Source organism: Bacillus sp. FSL R7-0685 (assembly GCF_038002425.1).
In the GTDB taxonomy this organism is placed as follows: domain Bacteria; phylum Bacillota; class Bacilli; order Bacillales; family Bacillaceae; genus Bacillus; species Bacillus subtilis.
Window position 1 is genome coordinate 4,025,794 of sequence record NZ_JBBOCN010000001.1, and the last position, 16,849, is coordinate 4,042,642.

Consider the following 16,849-nt stretch of genomic DNA (forward strand, 5'->3'; position numbering starts at 1 on the left):
ATATTGTGGGTTAGAAGCTCCTAGAATAGTCATGATTTACATAGAAAAATTATACAGCGCAAAGCGGAGTGGCCTTCTTCGGATCAGTGTCGTATAAGTCAAATGTCTCACCCGTCACAAATCCTTTAGAAGCCAATGTCTGCTGCACGGACATTCTTGCCAGCTCCTTCATGTTGTTGTCCTGGCTCAAATGCGCCAGGTAAATACGAGACGTCTCATCGCCAATGACATCCGTCATCGCCAAGGCAGCATCTTCATTTGACACGTGCCCGACGTCACTTAAAATCCGCCGCTTAATGCTCCATGGGTATCTCCCCATTTGCAGCATACCGACATCGTGATTGCTTTCAAACACAAATACATTCGCTGAACGGATAATGCCTTTCATTCGGTCGCTGACATATCCCGTATCTGTCATTAACGCGAGCTTTCGGCCGTTATAATGGAACACATAAAACATCGGTTCCGCCGCATCGTGGGAGACGCCAAACGATTCAACATCAAGTCCGCCGAACGACTTTACCGTCTCCATCGGAAATACAAACTTTTGATCGGTGTCAATTTTGCCGATTTGATTCTCCATCGCTTTCCAAGTCTTCTCGTTCGCATAGATCGGAAGCTTGTACTTTCTGGCGACGACACCAAGGCCCTTAATATGGTCACTATGCTCATGCGTCACAAAAATGCCGTCTACATCATCCAGCTTACGCCCGATCTGCGCCATCAGCCCATCCATGGCTTTTCCGCTCAAACCGGCGTCCACTAAAAATGCGTGATCCTCTGTTTCGAGGTAAAACGCATTTCCCGTACTCCCGCTCGCAAGTACGCTAAATTGCAAGCTCATGTTTGTCTCACTCCATTATTTTCATTGATCTGTATCTAAAATCGTACTCTCCAAAGCATTCACAGTAAAATACTCTTGTACTGTCTTTTTCTCACCGTTCACTTTTTTCTCATACTCGACCGTAATTCTCCATACCGGCGCCAGCACCTGCGTACTTGTCAGCGGATATTGTGCTACATAGCCGAATTTACAGCTCTTCACAGTGCTGTATTCTTTTAATTGATTTTGATAGTACAATAGCTCAACCGCATCCATTTCAGTAATTAAGCTTTCTTTCTGGATTTGCTTGAAGGTCTCAAGCGTTGTCTGGTCGTACGACACAACCTCGTTTTTACCGTTTAAGTGCAATACCACTTGCCCGATCATATTAGCGGGATTATCGGTCTTTTGGTAAATATAATGGCCTTCGTACGTTTGGAAGAAAATAATTTCTTTCTTCGATTTATTAACCTTCCAAAGCTTATATTTTTCGCCATCTTGAATCTTTGAAGAAACAAGTGCCTGAGCATCGTCCTCGATATCCTTCTTTGATAGGGCTATTGGATTTGCAAACTTCATTTTCAGGCTCGTTACTTTATGATCATCACTAGGCATGTCCATCAAAGGCTTTTGATCCTTCAGCGCCTCAATTTCCTCCTTGGTGAAGGCTTTTTGATTTGCCGTGATCCGATAGCCTTCTGTCGCTTCCTTATTCAAGCCTTCATACGTGATATGATCGGCCTTCATGTCATGCTCGACATCATTTTTAATGACTTCATATTCTTTGCCGGTAGCCTGCCATTTTTGAAAAAACTGATAGCCTAAGAAAATATCTAAAATGAGGAAGGCAACGATGAAGATTGATTTTGTCTTATTCCACTCCACTGTTAGCCCCCTCCTTCCTCAATAAATCCTTTGTAATCGGCACAATTTTTCCATTTACTTTCATCGCCCAAACCGGTTCCAGTTCAACGAGAGGATCATCGTTGGTTGATGTTGATACCAATTGATAAGCAAGGAAGATCTGATCAATTTTGTCCGTATCATAAGCGGTTTGTTTAGAAAGCAGCATCTTCACTTCGCTGCCGCTCATGAGCTCTGTTTCACTTGTTTTAATTGGATTCGTTCCGAGACTGTAATTCGGCCGCTTATAGCTGAGAATATCATCATTCGCCCATTGCACCGTAATCGCCGATGTCGCTCCGAAAGGTTTGGTGGTGCTGTTAATGACCGGGATCTGATCCATAAAGATATAGAAACTCAGCTGCTGGCTGTCATTGATACTGAAAAATTGATAGTGATCCGTCCAGCTTCCGGTATCCTCAAGGTATTTTTGGCTCTTTTTGATTAACTCACCTGTTTGATAGGATGTGCTCTGCACCAAATTGCGCTGCTGGAATTGCACCTGTCGCTGGCTTAGATTCACATCTAAACGGCTGATCCCATCTGTCAGCACATTTCTGTTGTTGTAATTCGAATCTTCCCTTACGATGCTCGGATCGCTAAACAAAGCCTGCTTAAAGGTATTTGTTTTAATCGATTCTGTGACAAATTCTTTTTTGTCCATCGTAAGCGGTTTGTTCGGCAGCAAGAACTCTTTCTTTGAGCCAATGGAGAACAAACTGAACGCCGGCATATTTGATTGCCTGTTTTTCAAGTCGTTCATAATGTTCCGGTAGTTTGCTGATTCAACCGTCACTTCAAGAATGAGCTGCTTGCTGTATGACACCAAATAGATTTTCTTGTTCGCTTTTGTTTCATTGAACGGGATCAGAATATGGTCAAACGAACTGTATTCAAACGACTGATTAGACCATTTAAACAGCGTTTGGAAAATATCAATCGGAATCGTATCGCTGAATTGCAAGTCAAGCTTGGCTTCAGAACCGCCTATTCCATAAAACCAGCTCTTGAATCCAGACTTGTCATACTGATCCGAAATATCTTTAATTCCTTTTACATCCCAATGCGGCAAGTCAGACCAAATTTCTTCATAGAGGGCATTGTCATCCACTTTATAATGAGCGCCGTCATCATGGATAAACATGTCCCTTGGCCTTACCGTTTCAGACAGCTTTTGGGTGGTTTTTTCGATTTTATGTTTTACACGAACAGTAGACTCTGTTGAGGATGAGCCTTCAGAAAAGTTTGGCTGGAACGTCCATATCCCCCATGTAAAAACAAGACTGATGACGACGAGTACCGTAAGTAATATCGTTTTTATATTTTCACGCTTCATCCCAATCATCCTCTTGTTCCTCTTTATATGGAAGAGTAAATGTAATCGTCGTGCCTTTTCCTTCTATGCTGTCCGCCCAAATATCTCCGCCGTGCGCCTGTACCATTTCCTTGGCAATCGCCAATCCCAGACCGGTGCCGCCAAGCTTTCTCGTTCTCGCTTTATCCACCCTGTAGAAGCGGTCAAAGACTTTTTCGACATCTTTTTTCGGAATGCCGATCCCTTCATCCTTCACGCTGATATAGAGAAGTTCTTCCTCTTCATTGACATCAATCGAGAACGTGACATGTCCGCCTTCCGGTGAATATTTTAAAGCGTTAGAAATAATATTATCGAGCACCTGCGTAATTTTATCCTGGTCGATCTCGACGTACAGATCTCTGTCCGGCAGATTGCGGATAAACTCCACATGCTGCTCTTTTGTCATTTCAAAACGGTCAATAATAAGCGACATAAACCGGACAATCTGAATCCATTCCCGGTTAAATTGATAATCCTTACTGTCAAATTTCGACAGCTGAAGCAGATCATTGACAAGTCGGATCATACGCTCTGTTTCATTTTGCGTCACCATTAAGAAGCGCGGAGCAATGTCTTTATTTTCCCACGCGCCTTCAGCTAACGCTTCTAAATAGCTGCGCATTGTCGTAAGCGGCGTCCGCAGCTCATGTGATACATTCGCAACGAATTCTCTGCGTTCCTGATCCATTTTCTCTTGTTCGGTTACATCGTAAATGACAGCGATTAAACCATCAATTTTGCCGTGTTCCCTTTGAATCACAGAGAAATTCACGCGAAGCACCGTTAATTCATCATCGCGCTCAATTTCAAGCAGCATAGAATCCTGCTGCTCCACTAAATCTTCAAAAGTATAATTCTCTTGAAGCCCCAGCAAACTCGTAATCGGCATTTCTAAGGCTGTTTCACGTGAAACGTTCAACAGCTCCAGCGCCGGGCTGTTTAAGAGAATAATCGCTCCATTTCGGTTTGTGGCGATTACGCCGTCTGTCATATAGGCAATGACAGAGGCTAGCTTTCTGCGTTCTCCTTCAGTCATCGCCTGGGCATCTTCAAGCTCTCTCGTTAAGTGGTTAAACGTTGTGGCCAGCTGCCCAATTTCATCATGCCCGTACTTTTTAACCTTCCTCGAGAAATTCCCTTTCGCAAGCTCCATCGCCTGCTTTCGCATATCTGAAAGCGGGTGGGTAATGGTTCTTGCCAGAAAAATACCGAGAAGAGCCGTCAAAACAAGTGCCAAACCTGTGCCGGACGCCAGTATCGTGTTGATCGTCTTCATTTGATTAAAGACATCTTCCATACTCGCGACAACGTAGATCGCGCCCACAACCTCTTGGTTTTCAGTCATGACGGGCTTCGCGGAAATAAGAACTCTGATTTTGCTTTTCGGGTCATAATATTTTCTTAAATACGACTGTTTGGTAGAAAAAATTCTTTTGAAAATCAGATCGGTCGTTTGTTTCCCAGCCACTTCCTCACCGTACGGCTTTGAAGAACCGACCACTTCATAGCTTTTATCTACAAAGCTAATTTCCCGAACCTCATCACTTTTCGTGAAGTCATTCAAAATACGGCTGACGTCATCCTTTATGACGGTGCTGTCGTTATCGCTCTTATATTCTTGTTCGATATAATAAGAAAGGTTGTCGATTCGCTGATTCAGCGATTGTTCATAAGAGCTGATCAGCGACTTCTCTACCTGATTGACAAAATACACACCAATGATTTGCATGGCAATGATAATCAAAAGCACATAAATCAAGGTAATCTTAAATTGGATCGACCGAAAAAAACCAACCTTATTCATATGGGCATTAGTCCTGTTCTGGGTTTCTCAAGTAATAACCTACACCGCGGCGTGTGACGATCCAATTTGGATGGCTCGGGTTATCCTCGATTTTTTCACGAAGCCGGCGGACTGTTACGTCAACCGTTCTGACATCGCCGAAGTAATCATAGCCCCAAACGGTTTGAAGCAAATGTTCACGGGTCATCACTTGTCCGATATGTTTTGCTAAATAATGAAGCAATTCGAACTCACGATGAGTCAATTCGATTGTTTCGTCTCGTTTTGATACAACGTACGCGTCAGGGAAGATGACGAGAGAGCCGATATGAATCTCGTTAGAGGAAGGCTCCTCCTCCGCAGGCGCTGTTGTCAGCTGGCGGCGCAGGTTCGCTTTTACACGCGCCAAGAGCTCGCGTGTGCTGAATGGTTTTGTGACATAGTCATCAGCACCGATTTCAAGCCCGATAACCTTGTCAATTTCTGAATCCTTAGCCGTCAGCATAATGATTGGCATATCGTATTTCTTTCTGACTTCGCGGCATACTTCAACGCCGTCTTTATTCGGGAGCATAATATCTAAAAGAATTAAATCAGGCTGAAGCTCTTCTACCATTTCAACGGCTTCGTTTCCGTCGTGGGCACAGTGCACTTCATAGCCTTCTTTTCTTAAGTTAAATTCCAATATATCTGCAATCGGTTTTTCATCATCTACTACAAGGATCTTTTTATCCATCATTTTGATTTTCCTCCTGCCGAATGACTTCATTTCATCTATATAACATTCGTTTCATCACTTATGGCCCATGAAAGAATGGGTCCTTGTCTATTATAACGGTTTAAGGTCAAAAGATAAAAAAAATAAAGGTTTAGAAAAAAAACACATGTTTCACCTTTATCGCCAGTTGTTTATCTATTGTCATGCTGGTCAACTTTTTTTAAAAAAGATAACTTTATTGAAACCTCCCCTCACCGGAGTGCGTCTTTATCAATGACGTCTTCTTCTTTGAACCGGCCGCAGGGCCGGTTCTCCCTTTTTCTTCTATTATAACACTCCTCATGTTTGCCTTTTTCCTAAAAGAAAAAACGCACCTACGATTGCAGATGCGTTTGGTAAGTGGCTCGGGACGGAATCGAACCGCCGACACACGGATTTTCAGTCCGTTGCTCTACCAACTGAGCTACCGAGCCAAATGTTTTATTTTTCTCTACTAAGTAAAGTAAAATGGCGGTCCGGACGGGACTCGAACCCGCGACCTCCTGCGTGACAGGCAGGCATTCTAACCAACTGAACTACCGGACCTTACAGTAATTGCCCGGAGAGCTGTCGTGTCAGCTCTCACAGACAAATAAGGAATTTAGCAATAACGCTAAAGTAAATCAATGACCCGTACGGGATTCGAACCCGTGTTACCGCCGTGAAAGGGCGGTGTCTTAACCGCTTGACCAACGGGCCTTCACGAAATGGTGAGCCATGAAGGACTCGAACCTTCGACCCTCTGATTAAAAGTCAGATGCTCTACCAACTGAGCTAATGGCTCTTAAAGATGTCGGAATTTCTATAGAGCAAACGACTTAAATCTAGTTCTCATCTTGTACTCTATTGAAGCAGTTTCCGTAACAACGAGATTTATAATATCACGAACAAATAGAAGTGGCAATAACTTTTTTGGTTTTTTTTCATATTTTTTTCTCAGACCAACTTATATGCGGCTTTCAAACAAAAAACAAGCCCCTTAAATAGGGGCTTGTTGGCATATTCTATTTAGTTCGCGCGGTACACACTGCGAAGGACATTTGTTTGTGAGCGGTCTGGACCGACAGAGAAAATAGAAAGCGGAATGCCTGTCAGCTGAGACACACGCTCAAGATAATGGCGCGCATTTTCCGGAAGCTCGCTCAAGCTCTTCGCACCTGTAATATCCTCAGTCCAGCCTGGCATTTCTTCATATACCGGCTCACATTCAGCAAGTGCCTTAAGACTTGCTGGGAATTCTTCAATGATTTCGCCTTTGTAGCGGTACGCCACACAGATTTTCAACGTTTCAATTCCTGTTAGGACGTCAATTGAGTTCAGAGAAAGATCTGTAATTCCGCTCACACGGCGGGCGTGGCGGACAACAACGCTGTCAAACCAGCCGACACGGCGCGGGCGGCCTGTTGTTGTTCCATATTCGCGTCCGACTTCACGGATTTGATCGCCGATTTCATCTTTCAGCTCAGTCGGGAAAGGACCGTCGCCGACACGAGTCGTATATGCTTTTGATACACCGACAACGTGCTTGATTTTGGTCGGGCCGACACCAGAACCGATCGTGACACCGCCGGCAACCGGGTTAGATGACGTAACAAACGGGTATGTTCCTTGGTCGATATCGAGCATAACCCCTTGTGCGCCTTCAAATAATACACGGCGCCCTTCATCAAGAGCATCGTTTAAGACAACAGATGTATCGCAAACATATTTTTTAATCTGCTGGCCGTACTCATAATATTCGTCTAAGATATCCTCAAGTTTAAACCCTTCTGTCTCGTACATTTTCTCGAGAAGACGGTTTTTTTCTTCAAGATTGCGCTCAAGCTTTTCCGCAAACGCGTCACGGTCTAACAGATCCGCGATGCGAATTCCGATGCGGGCTGCTTTATCCATGTAAGCAGGGCCGATTCCTTTTTTCGTTGTGCCAATCTTGTTAGCCCCTTTACGCTCTTCTTCCACTTCATCCAATTTCAAATGATACGGCAGAATCACGTGAGCTCTGTTGCTGATTCTCAGGTTATCTGTACTCACGTTGCGCTCATGAAGATACGCAAGCTCTGTGACTAATGCTTTCGGATCTACAACCATTCCGTTTCCGATTACACACGTTTTATCCTTATAGAAAATTCCAGACGGGATTAAATGAAGCTTATATGTGATTCCGTCAAACTTGATTGTATGCCCTGCGTTATTTCCGCCTTGATAACGGGCGATCACTTCTGCATTTTCTGATAGGAAATCTGTAATTTTACCTTTTCCTTCATCGCCCCATTGCGTACCTACTACAACTACTGAAGACATGTCCGTGCACCTCCGTTAACCTTTCAAAACGATTCTATTCAAACAAATCAAGTTTATCAGTGAAGAAACAGAAAGTCAATTGTAAATCCGAACATTAAATTATTGTAAATCTATATTCGTTCGCTTCCATTCGTTTTATAAGCGTTTTCTCACTGCTTTGTCATAAAAAGCTTGCGAAACTTTCACCCTTTAGCACAAGAAAGAATCACTTGCCTGATATCCCTTTTGAATTCATAAAAACGACCCGCCAGCCATCCGGGTCCTCTATCGTTACGCCCCCATTGCTCCAGTACGGGTTCTCTGATTCGACCTCTTGATAGCCCATGTGCTTTAGCTTTGAAGTGATCGCTGCCAGTTCATCTGCATTCGGCACATAAAAAACAAGAAGGCTGTCGGGATGGGGAACGGGGGCAGTGCTTCCCCCTTCATACTGGGTGAATTCTAAATGATAATCGGCATGAGGAAGGCCGAACATGACACCGTCATATCCGTTATGCTTTGAAAATTCTCCTATTCGTTTCAAACACAGTCCCTCTTCGTAAAAACGAATAATCTCATCAAGCTGGCCCGTAGGACGCGCAATTCGGATTTGCGCTGCGTGAAAAGACGAAAAACGTTTTCCCATATTGTTACCATCTCCTTTTTGCACCATTTTATTAAAACGCTTTCAAATTTTCATCCGCTGAGCGAACGGTATTTCTTCCATCTTTCGAATGAAAAAAAACCCCAAGAGCAGCTCTTGGGGCTTATGCGCCGGGCGGAACGCCTGCGTCATCAAAACGCCGTTCCAGGTTGACGAATTTGTTGTATTCTTTTACGAACGCAAGAGACACGGTTCCTACCGGGCCGTTACGCTGTTTGGCGATAATAATTTCGATAATATTTTTATTCTCGGTTTCTTTGTCATAGTAGTCATCACGATAAAGGAACGCGACAATATCCGCGTCCTGCTCGATACTTCCTGATTCCCGGATATCAGACATCATCGGACGTTTATCCTGACGCTGCTCAACACCCCTGGAAAGCTGAGAAAGCGCGATAACAGGGACTTGCAGCTCCCTCGCAATCGACTTCAGTTCACGGGAAATTTCAGATACTTCCTGCTGACGGTTGTCCTTTGAACGACCGCTTCCCTGAATCAATTGCAGGTAATCGATCAAAATCATGCCCAGCCCGCTTTCCTGCTTCAAGCGGCGGCACTTGGCACGGATTTCACTCACTCGAATACCTGGTGTATCGTCGATGTAAATCCCGCTGTTCGATAGGCTTCCCATTGCCATCGTCAGCTTGCCCCAATCCTCTTCGGTCAGGTTACCTGTACGGAGATTCTGGGCATTGATATTTCCCTCGGCACAGAGCATACGCATAACGAGCTGCTCGGCACCCATCTCAAGACTGAAAATTGCTACGCTCTCATCGGTCTTTGTCGCCACGTTTTGTGCGATGTTCAGGGCAAAGGCTGTTTTCCCTACTGATGGACGGGCAGCCACAATGATCAAGTCGTTGCGCTGGAAACCCGCAGTCATCCGGTCAAGCTCCGTAAACCCTGTTGGAATTCCCGTGATATCACCTTTTCGATTATGAAGCTGTTCGATATTATCATAGGTCTGGACAAGGACGTCCTTAATATTTTGGAAGGCACTCGTGTTTTTGCGCTGTGCCACTTCCATAATCGTTTTTTCCGCTTCACTGAGCAAATCCTCGACCTCATCCTCACGGGTATACCCGTCTTGAGCAATCGTTGTCGCAGTTCTGATTAATCGGCGAAGAATCGATTTTTCCTCAACGATTTTCGCGTAATATTCTATGTTAGCCGCTGTCGGCACCGAGTTTGCGATATCTGTCAAATATGAAATGCCGCCTACTTCTTCCAGCAGGTCTGTGTTCGCAAGCTCTGATGTTACTGTCACCAGATCAACCGGTTCACCTCGGTCACCGAGCACCAGCATCGCATTATAGATTTTTTGGTGGGACATTCTATAGAAATCATCTGGAATCAATACTTCTGAAGCCAGTGTTAAAGCAGACGGCTGTAAAAAAATAGCGCCTAACACGGCTTGTTCGGCTTCTATATTTTGCGGAGGAAGCCGGTCATTCAGAAGGTCTGTCATGCTAAGCACCGTCCTCTCATTAAAAAATCTCCAACCTCCATTCTACCATTTCTACAGAAAAAAAATAGAAAAATTGTCTGTTTCCTGTTTTTTTCAGTTAGCAGATTGGATCGTTTCGGACAGTAACAAGGCGGGAAAAATGCAATAAAACATGAGGGAGGAATGAAAGATGATAAAGAAATATGCGATTACGCCTAATGTTGATGCGGACGGCTGGTTTATTGAGGTGGAGAATGTAGCGCCGACAGCTTTGTATACGTCTAAAGACGCCGCTATTGAAAAGGCCAAACAGGTGGCTAAGGAAAACAGTCCGTCTAAGCTTGTAATTTATGACCAGTTTAAAAATGTGGAAGAAGAACACTCATTTTAATGAATGAAAGCCTTCGCTGCAGCGAGGGTTTTTTAGCGGTTATCGGTTTATTTCATCCATTGGATGCCTATGTGCATCATCAAATCTGCCGCTTTTTGATACAGATCCCACTCCCCGATCGAAGCAAATTTCCCCATCAGCTCCTGAAGCTTTAGCCTCACTGCTATATATTCTTCGAAAGTGACAGCTTTTTCAGTGTCTATTTGGTGTTCCTTCAGCATTTGTTTTAATAAGGATAACGGTGCGTGCATAAGAACCCTCCTTACCTCTTTTATAACGGTCATTTTCCGATTGCTCTATTCCTTTGTGACATCTTCTTACATTTCACATCTGATTCTTGTACAATGGACAGAAGAGAGGAGGGATCTTTTGTGAGACCTTTGCAAATTTCTGCTGAAACTGCACAAAAGCTTGCAGAGTCCTTGAATCTGCCGCTTGAACAGATCATGCATATGCCTCAGCATATTCTGCTTGCCAAAATGGCTGAACTGCAAAAAGAGGACAAATCATAGCCTTCATTCACATACTTGCTTACCTGTTTCGGGATAATATCATGTATATGTTAGAAAAGAGGAGTAACTGCTTTGCCACATCCACATAATAAAAAAATCCAATCATTTTGGCTGATCACCGGCATTATCTTTATCGCCTTTAACTTACGGCCCGCGATCACTTCAGTCGGTCCGGTCATCAGCTCTATCCGGGCAGAGCTGCACATGTCCAATGGGGCAGCCGGTTTTTTGACCGCACTGCCGCTGCTTTCGTTTGCAGTTCTTTCTCCGCTTGCACCTAAGCTTGGACAGCGCCTCGGAAATGAGCGAACTTTATGGCTAGGTCTCGTGATACTGCTTATCGGTGTTTTGACTCGTTCTACCGGTTATACTGCCGCTTTGTTTTTCGGAACGGCACTTATCGGCGTCGGGATTGCGATTGGTAACGTACTTTTGCCAAGCTTAATCAAACATAAATACCCTGAAAAGCCAGGGATCATGATCAGCCTGTATACGACATCAATGAATATATTCGCAGCTTTAGCATCGGGTGTCAGCGTTCCTTTAGCGACCCAGATGAATGGCGGATGGAAACAAGCCTTTCTCTTATGGGGCGGGCTGGCTTTGCTTGCATTGCTGATCTGGATACCTCAGCTGCGCCATCGAGATACGGCAAACCAGACAATGAAGCTGCAATCCAGTTCCATTTGGGCTTCCAAAATGGCATGGTATGTCACCATCTTTATGGGCCTGCAATCGTTTTTATTTTACAGCAGCATCGCTTGGTTTCCTGAAATCCTCCGTTCACACGGGATTGACACGGCAACAGCCGGATGGATGGTATCACTCATGCAATTTGCGAGTCTGCCTTCCACTTTTCTGACACCAGTTTTAGCTGACCGTGTGAAACAGCAGCGCGGTATCGTTGCGGCGCTGGCCTCAGTTTATCTGATCGGCCTCTGCGGATTATTAGCGGGCGGAAGCCATACATTGCTTGCCATCTGGATGATCATTATCGGTATCGGGCAAGGCTCCAGCATTAGTCTGGCGCTCACTTTGATTGGTCTCCGCAGTGAAAATGCCCAACAGGCCGCTGCGCTGTCAGGCATGTCTCAGTCATTCGGCTACCTGCTGGCAGCAGTCGGGCCAATCTTTGTCGGCTATCTCTTTGACCAGACGCATTCTTGGACGATGCCGATTGTGCTTCTCATTGCTGCCCTGATCGTAATGGGAGCAGCTGGACAGGGAGCCGGACGAGATCGATACATTTTTCAGTCAGAAAAACAAAGAAATTCAGCATAAAAGCGGGGAAAATATCTCCGCTTTTTTCTTTGAATATTTATGGTTTATTCATAAGTTTTTCATATTTGTTTTTTACAATTAGACACCATAAAGAGGTGAAAAACGATGAAAACCAAACGATTCGACGCAGCCCTTATTTTTATTTTGCTGGGAGCAGCTTTTTTGAATACGTATCACATTTGGCAGGATGATACAGCGAACCAGTACTATTTGGCGGCTGTAAAAAGCATGACGCAAAGCTTCCATAATTTCTTTTATGCGTCATTTGACCCTTCTGGATTTGTGACAGTAGATAAGCCTCCTGTCGTGTTATGGATTCAAACGATTTTCGCACTGATTTTCGGTGTTCACACGTGGAGTGTCATCATTCCCCAGGCTCTTGCCGGAGTTGGGTCTGTATTCCTTCTCTACAGAATGATCAAGCCGACTTTTGGAGTTGGAGCGGCCCGCATTGCCGCACTTGTCATGGCACTGACCCCTATCGCAGTAGCTGTCAGCCGGACAAACAATATTGATAGCATGCTCGTTTTTACCATATTGCTCGGTTCAGCTTGCCTGTTTCGGGCAGTAAAACAAGGCAAGCTGGTTTGGCTGCTGACGGCATTTGCCCTAATTGGGCTCGCCTTTAATATGAAGATGATGCAAGCGTTTATGGTATTGCCTGCATTTGTGTTATTCTACCTGATTGCATCTCGGGTTTCTCTGAAGAAAAAAATCGGGTCCCTGCTTCTGTCTCTTGTCCTTCTGACAGGCCTTTCACTCTCATGGGCGATTGCAGTGGATTCAGCCTCTTCCTCAAGCCGGCCTTATGTAGGAAGCAGCCAGACTAACTCAGTGCTAGAACTGGCCTTTGGCTACAACGGCACAGAGCGTCTGCTTGGGCAAACTACGGGCCTTGCAAAGGGTGATATGAATGCTCCTGGCGGAGGGAACATGCAGAATCAAGACAACATGCAAGAGCCAAATGGCAACGGTTCATCTTTTTCTCAGAACGGAAATCAATCATTCGGAAACCATTCACAGGGGCCTCAGCCGCCTAACGGACAAACCGGCGCTCTCAATGGAGGCGGAGGCACACCTCCCACAGGTGGCAACGGACCTGGAAATGGAGGGCCTGGCGGTGGAGGCGGAAAAAGCGTGAATATGTTCGGCACCGGTGATCCTGGACCGCTTCGTCTTTTCCAATCAGCACTTTCCGGCCAAATCAGCTGGATGCTTCCATTCTCATTGATCGGATTACTGGGCGCAATCGTCAGCTGGTACCGTGATCGCCGCGGACATGCTGCTAAAATGAAAGAAACGCTATTCTGGGCGGCTTGGCTTGTTCCCGTGGCTGGTTTCTTCAGCATCGCAGAATTCTTCCACCAGTATTATTTGATTATGCTGGCACCGCCAATTGCCGCCCTTTCTGGTATCGGATGGTATACGATGTACCGCTTATATAAAAACAATAAAGACTGGTCCAGCTATCTTCTGCCGGCAGCCGTTCTGATCACAGCCGTGTTCCAGGTGTATATTCTGAGCGCTTATACAAGCCAAATCGGCAGTGGGTGGATGTATGTCCTAGGACTCTTAGGACTCGGTATCTCCCTTGCACTTATGATGCTTAAACGCAGCCATACGTTCAGTAAGCAGCTGACCATCATCAGCTTGTGCGTTCTGCTTCTCACACCTGTTTACTGGTCAGCAACGCCGCTTCTATACGGTGGCAACAGCGTCCTTCCTGAATCCGGCCCGCAGCTCAAAGGCTCAGCAAACGGCGGGAACATGTTCTCTTCAGAGGTCGACAGCGGGCTCCTGTCCTATCTGAGAAAACACAATACCGGCGAAGAATACTTATTTGCTACTTTGACAACCGTAACAGCTGCGCCATACATCATTTACGAAAATGAATCTGTTATGGCAATGGGCGGATTTAACGGCACGGATCCCATTCTGACTGTGTCTGAACTGAAAAAACTGATCAAAGAAGGCAAAGTGAAATACTTCCTTCTGCCAGAAAACAATTCAGGCAACAGCGAACTTGTTTCCTGGATTAAGAAAATCGGAAAAGAAATAACATCTGACGAGTACAGCGGTTCCTCCAGCAGCACAAACAGCGTGCAGGGAATGCGAGGAGGACCTGGCGGAGAAAGCCAGCAAACTCTTTATCTCGTGGAATAAAAAAAGAGGCTTGGATGAATCCAAGCCTCTTTTCTATTAAGCTTCTTCTTTTACATGTACCTTTAACACAGCCTGCACTTCAGGATGCAGCTTCACAGGCACGTTTGTATATCCTAATGCACGAATGCCGTCCGGCAGTTCAAGCTTCCGCTTATCTACTTTAATGTTATGGTCTTTTTGGAGCTGTTCAGTGATTTGCTTGCTTGTCACTGAACCAAATAAACGGCCGCCCTCACCTGATTTTGCGCTAAGCTCAACAGTCAGTTTTTCTAATGTCTCTTTCAAGCTCTTAGCCTGCTCAAGCTCAGCAATGGCTTCTTTTTTCTCTTTCTGCTTTTGTCCGTTTAGCGCGCTGATGTTTGACGCGTTCGCTTCAACCGCGAGGCCTTTTTTAATTAGAAAGTTATGCGCATAACCGTCTGCTACGTTTTTGACTTCGCCTTTTTTTCCTTTTCCTTTTACATCTTGTAAGAAAATAACCTTCATCTCTGTACGCCTCCCTCAAAATACTCATCTATGGCGTGCTTCAGCCGTTCCAGCGCTTCAGAAACTGAAATGCCGGACAACTGAGTCGCCGCATTTGTTAAATGCCCTCCGCCTTCCAGGGCCTCCATGATGATCTGAACATTTACCTCGCCAAGCGACCGCGCACTGATACAAACCGTTTGTTCATCCCGTCTCGCCACCGCAAATGAAGCCTCAACCTCACTCATCGACAGCAGCGAATCGGCAGCCTGCGCAATCAGCACTTGATCGAAGTATTCCTCTTCATTTTCAGGAAGAGAAGCAATCGCAATGTTATCTTTATAGAGGACCGTATGCTGGATCAGCTTCGCCCGTTTAATATAGGAATCAACGGTTTCTTTCAGGAACTTCTGCACCAGCACCGTGTCGGCTCCTTTTGCCCTTAAATAAGAAGCCGCATCAAAAGTCCGCGAGCCCGTGCGGAGAGAAAAGCTCTTTGTATCCACTATTATACCAGCTAATAGGGCTGTTGCTTCAATCATATTGATTTTTAAACGCTTCGGCTGATATTCAAGCAGCTCTGTCACCAATTCCGCTGTGGAAGAAGCGTATGGTTCCATATAAACAAGCAGCGGATCTCTGATAAACTCCTCACCTCTTCGGTGATGGTCGATGACCACGATATGTTCAATTTTATTGACCAGCCGTTCCTCCATGACGAGTGACGGCTTATGTGTATCAACGATCACAAGCAGTGTGTCATCATTGGAAATTTCCATTGCTTCTTCAGGCGTAATAAATCTTGACCACAGTTCTTCATATTTTTTGATTTCCCCAATCAAACGCTGCACACTTGATCCGATTTGGTTTGGGTCAATCACGATAAAACCATCTTTGTTATTTGCCTGAGCCACCTTTAAAATCCCGATCGCTGCGCCGATAGAATCCATGTCGGGGAATTTATGCCCCATGATAATCACATTGCTGCTTTCGGTGACGATTTCCTTTAAGGCGTGAGAAATCACGCGGGCCCGCACCCTTGTTCGTTTCTCCATTGGGTTTGTTTTACCGCCGTAAAACTTCACCTTGCCGTTTGGCAGCTTAATGGCTACCTGGTCTCCGCCGCGTCCCAGTGCTAAGTCCAAGCTGGATTGCGCCAAATCGCCAAGTTCTTTCAGGGAAGAAACTGAAGCCCCGACACCGACGCTTAACGTCAGCGCTACACCGTCAAACGAGGTTTTTTCCCGCACTTCATCAAGAATCGAAAACTTCGAATTTTCGAGTTCAGTTAAGATGTGTTCATTAAGTACAGCAATAAAGCGTTCTGAAGACGTCCTTTTCAAGAAGATCCCGTACTCCTGCGCCCAAGCGTTCAGCAAAGATGTCACCTGGCTGTTCATCGTGCTTCTCGTCTGGTCATCCAATCCTTGTGTCACATCATCATAGTTATCAAGGAAAATATATGCCAGGACGGTTCTTTCGTTTTCATATAGCTTTTCAATCTGAATTTGTTCTGTTACATCAAAGAAATATAACAGACGCTCATCCCGTTTGATGACAACCCTAAACTTGCGGTCATTCAATGTAACCGTTTCCGATTCCACCTCTTGTTTGATAAGCGGCACTACCGATTCACAAGTATCGTAAAGTGATCTCCCCACTAAAGTGCTTTCATTAAAGCAAGAGGAAAGAAACGGATTTGCCCATTCTATATAATATTGGTCATTAAAAAGCATGATTCCAATCGGCATTTCCATCAATGCCTCTTCACCGACTTTTTTCAACCTGTAGGACAACGTAGAAATATAAGCATCAATCTCTTGTCGAATAAGAGAATCAGCACGCTTAATAAAAAACAAAATAACTGCCAGCAGCAGCACTTCGACGGTTCCTAATATCCAGTTAAAATAAAAGCTGATGAGGATTGTAATAATTGACAGAGCAATCAATGCATAGATGGGATACCGAAACAGCGGTTTTTCATAAAAGCTTGGCATTTCTATCACTCCCCACCATGTGAGTA

Annotated in this window: 15 protein-coding genes and 4 tRNA genes; 4 read left to right on the forward strand and 15 right to left on the reverse strand. The window is 45.0% G+C overall.

Annotated features, from left to right (window positions below; all coding sequences use genetic code 11):
* Positions 1–49: 49 nt before the first annotated feature.
* The 12 genes from MKY50_RS20880 to dnaB all read right to left on the reverse strand — a co-directional run bounded on the left by MKY50_RS20880 (position 50) and on the right by dnaB (position 10,035).
* The gene (locus MKY50_RS20880) at positions 50–844 is read right to left on the reverse strand and encodes an MBL fold metallo-hydrolase (protein WP_003226939.1); all 795 of its coding nucleotides are present in this window, start codon (positions 842–844) and stop codon (positions 50–52) included.
* A 21-nt stretch (positions 845–865) separates the two neighbouring features.
* Complete coding sequence (gene walI, locus MKY50_RS20885) at positions 866–1,708, reverse strand: WalRK two-component regulatory system regulator WalI (RefSeq protein ID WP_029318542.1); 843 nt, start codon at positions 1,706–1,708, stop codon at positions 866–868.
* Positions 1,695–3,062, reverse strand: a complete 1,368-nt coding sequence (gene walH / locus MKY50_RS20890) for a WalRK two-component regulatory system regulator WalH (protein ID WP_341117254.1) — start codon at positions 3,060–3,062, stop codon at positions 1,695–1,697. The genes walI and walH overlap by 14 nt, the downstream gene beginning before the upstream one ends.
* A complete protein-coding gene (walK, locus tag MKY50_RS20895) occupies positions 3,052–4,887 on the reverse strand; it encodes a cell wall metabolism sensor histidine kinase WalK (RefSeq protein ID WP_009968432.1) in 1,836 nt (611 codons plus the stop codon). Before walK ends, walH begins: the two co-directional genes overlap by 11 nt.
* Positions 4,888–4,894: 7 nt before the next feature.
* Complete coding sequence (walR, locus tag MKY50_RS20900; RefSeq protein ID WP_003244363.1) at positions 4,895–5,602, reverse strand: cell wall metabolism DNA-binding response regulator WalR; 708 nt, start codon at positions 5,600–5,602, stop codon at positions 4,895–4,897.
* A gap of 382 nt (positions 5,603–5,984) precedes the next feature.
* Positions 5,985–6,057, reverse strand: a tRNA-Phe gene (locus MKY50_RS20905).
* A 35-nt stretch (positions 6,058–6,092) separates the two neighbouring features.
* Positions 6,093–6,169: transfer RNA gene (locus tag MKY50_RS20910), tRNA-Asp, on the reverse strand.
* Between the two features lie 81 nt (positions 6,170–6,250).
* A tRNA-Glu gene (locus MKY50_RS20915) sits at positions 6,251–6,322 on the reverse strand.
* 9 nt (positions 6,323–6,331) lie between these two features.
* A tRNA-Lys gene (locus tag MKY50_RS20920) sits at positions 6,332–6,407 on the reverse strand.
* A 224-nt stretch (positions 6,408–6,631) separates the two neighbouring features.
* Positions 6,632–7,924, reverse strand: a complete 1,293-nt coding sequence (gene purA, locus MKY50_RS20925; protein WP_003226929.1) for an adenylosuccinate synthase — start codon at positions 7,922–7,924, stop codon at positions 6,632–6,634.
* A gap of 205 nt (positions 7,925–8,129) precedes the next feature.
* Positions 8,130–8,549 (reverse strand): VOC family protein, encoded by a 420-nt coding sequence (locus MKY50_RS20930; protein WP_015250809.1) that lies wholly within the window; start codon positions 8,547–8,549, stop codon positions 8,130–8,132.
* A gap of 121 nt (positions 8,550–8,670) precedes the next feature.
* Entirely contained in the window at positions 8,671–10,035 is a 1,365-nt protein-coding gene (gene dnaB / locus MKY50_RS20935; protein ID WP_003226923.1) for a replicative DNA helicase, read from the reverse strand.
* 169 nt (positions 10,036–10,204) lie between these two features.
* Between dnaB and MKY50_RS20940 the strand changes: the two genes are divergently transcribed.
* Positions 10,205–10,405 (forward strand): DUF2188 domain-containing protein, encoded by a 201-nt coding sequence (locus MKY50_RS20940; RefSeq protein ID WP_003226922.1) that lies wholly within the window; start codon positions 10,205–10,207, stop codon positions 10,403–10,405.
* A 47-nt stretch (positions 10,406–10,452) separates the two neighbouring features.
* Here MKY50_RS20940 and MKY50_RS20945 read toward each other — a convergent pair whose 3' ends face one another.
* Positions 10,453–10,656 (reverse strand): hypothetical protein, encoded by a 204-nt coding sequence (locus MKY50_RS20945; RefSeq protein WP_015250806.1) that lies wholly within the window; start codon positions 10,654–10,656, stop codon positions 10,453–10,455.
* Between the two features lie 120 nt (positions 10,657–10,776).
* Between MKY50_RS20945 and MKY50_RS20950 the strand changes: the two genes are divergently transcribed.
* The 3 genes from MKY50_RS20950 (at position 10,777) to MKY50_RS20960 (ending at position 14,361) form a co-directional block, all read left to right on the forward strand.
* On the forward strand, positions 10,777–10,917 hold the full coding sequence (locus MKY50_RS20950; RefSeq protein ID WP_003242786.1) for a YycC family protein: 141 nt from the start codon (positions 10,777–10,779) through the stop codon (positions 10,915–10,917).
* A gap of 72 nt (positions 10,918–10,989) precedes the next feature.
* Positions 10,990–12,198, forward strand: coding sequence for a CynX/NimT family MFS transporter (locus MKY50_RS20955; RefSeq protein ID WP_003226917.1), 1,209 nt, complete (start codon positions 10,990–10,992; stop codon positions 12,196–12,198).
* A 105-nt stretch (positions 12,199–12,303) separates the two neighbouring features.
* Complete coding sequence (locus MKY50_RS20960) at positions 12,304–14,361, forward strand: ArnT family glycosyltransferase (RefSeq protein WP_341117257.1); 2,058 nt, start codon at positions 12,304–12,306, stop codon at positions 14,359–14,361.
* A gap of 36 nt (positions 14,362–14,397) precedes the next feature.
* On the opposite strand, the gene rplI is transcribed toward MKY50_RS20960, so the two are convergent.
* Together rplI and gdpP are read right to left on the reverse strand one after the other, a co-directional pair.
* Positions 14,398–14,847: a 50S ribosomal protein L9 gene (gene rplI, locus MKY50_RS20965; protein WP_003226915.1), complete on the reverse strand. Its 450-nt coding sequence runs from the start codon at positions 14,845–14,847 to the stop codon at positions 14,398–14,400.
* The gene (gdpP, locus tag MKY50_RS20970; RefSeq protein WP_003242517.1) at positions 14,844–16,823 is read right to left on the reverse strand and encodes a cyclic-di-AMP phosphodiesterase GdpP; all 1,980 of its coding nucleotides are present in this window, start codon (positions 16,821–16,823) and stop codon (positions 14,844–14,846) included. The genes rplI and gdpP overlap by 4 nt, the downstream gene beginning before the upstream one ends.
* Positions 16,824–16,849: the final 26 nt, after the last annotated feature.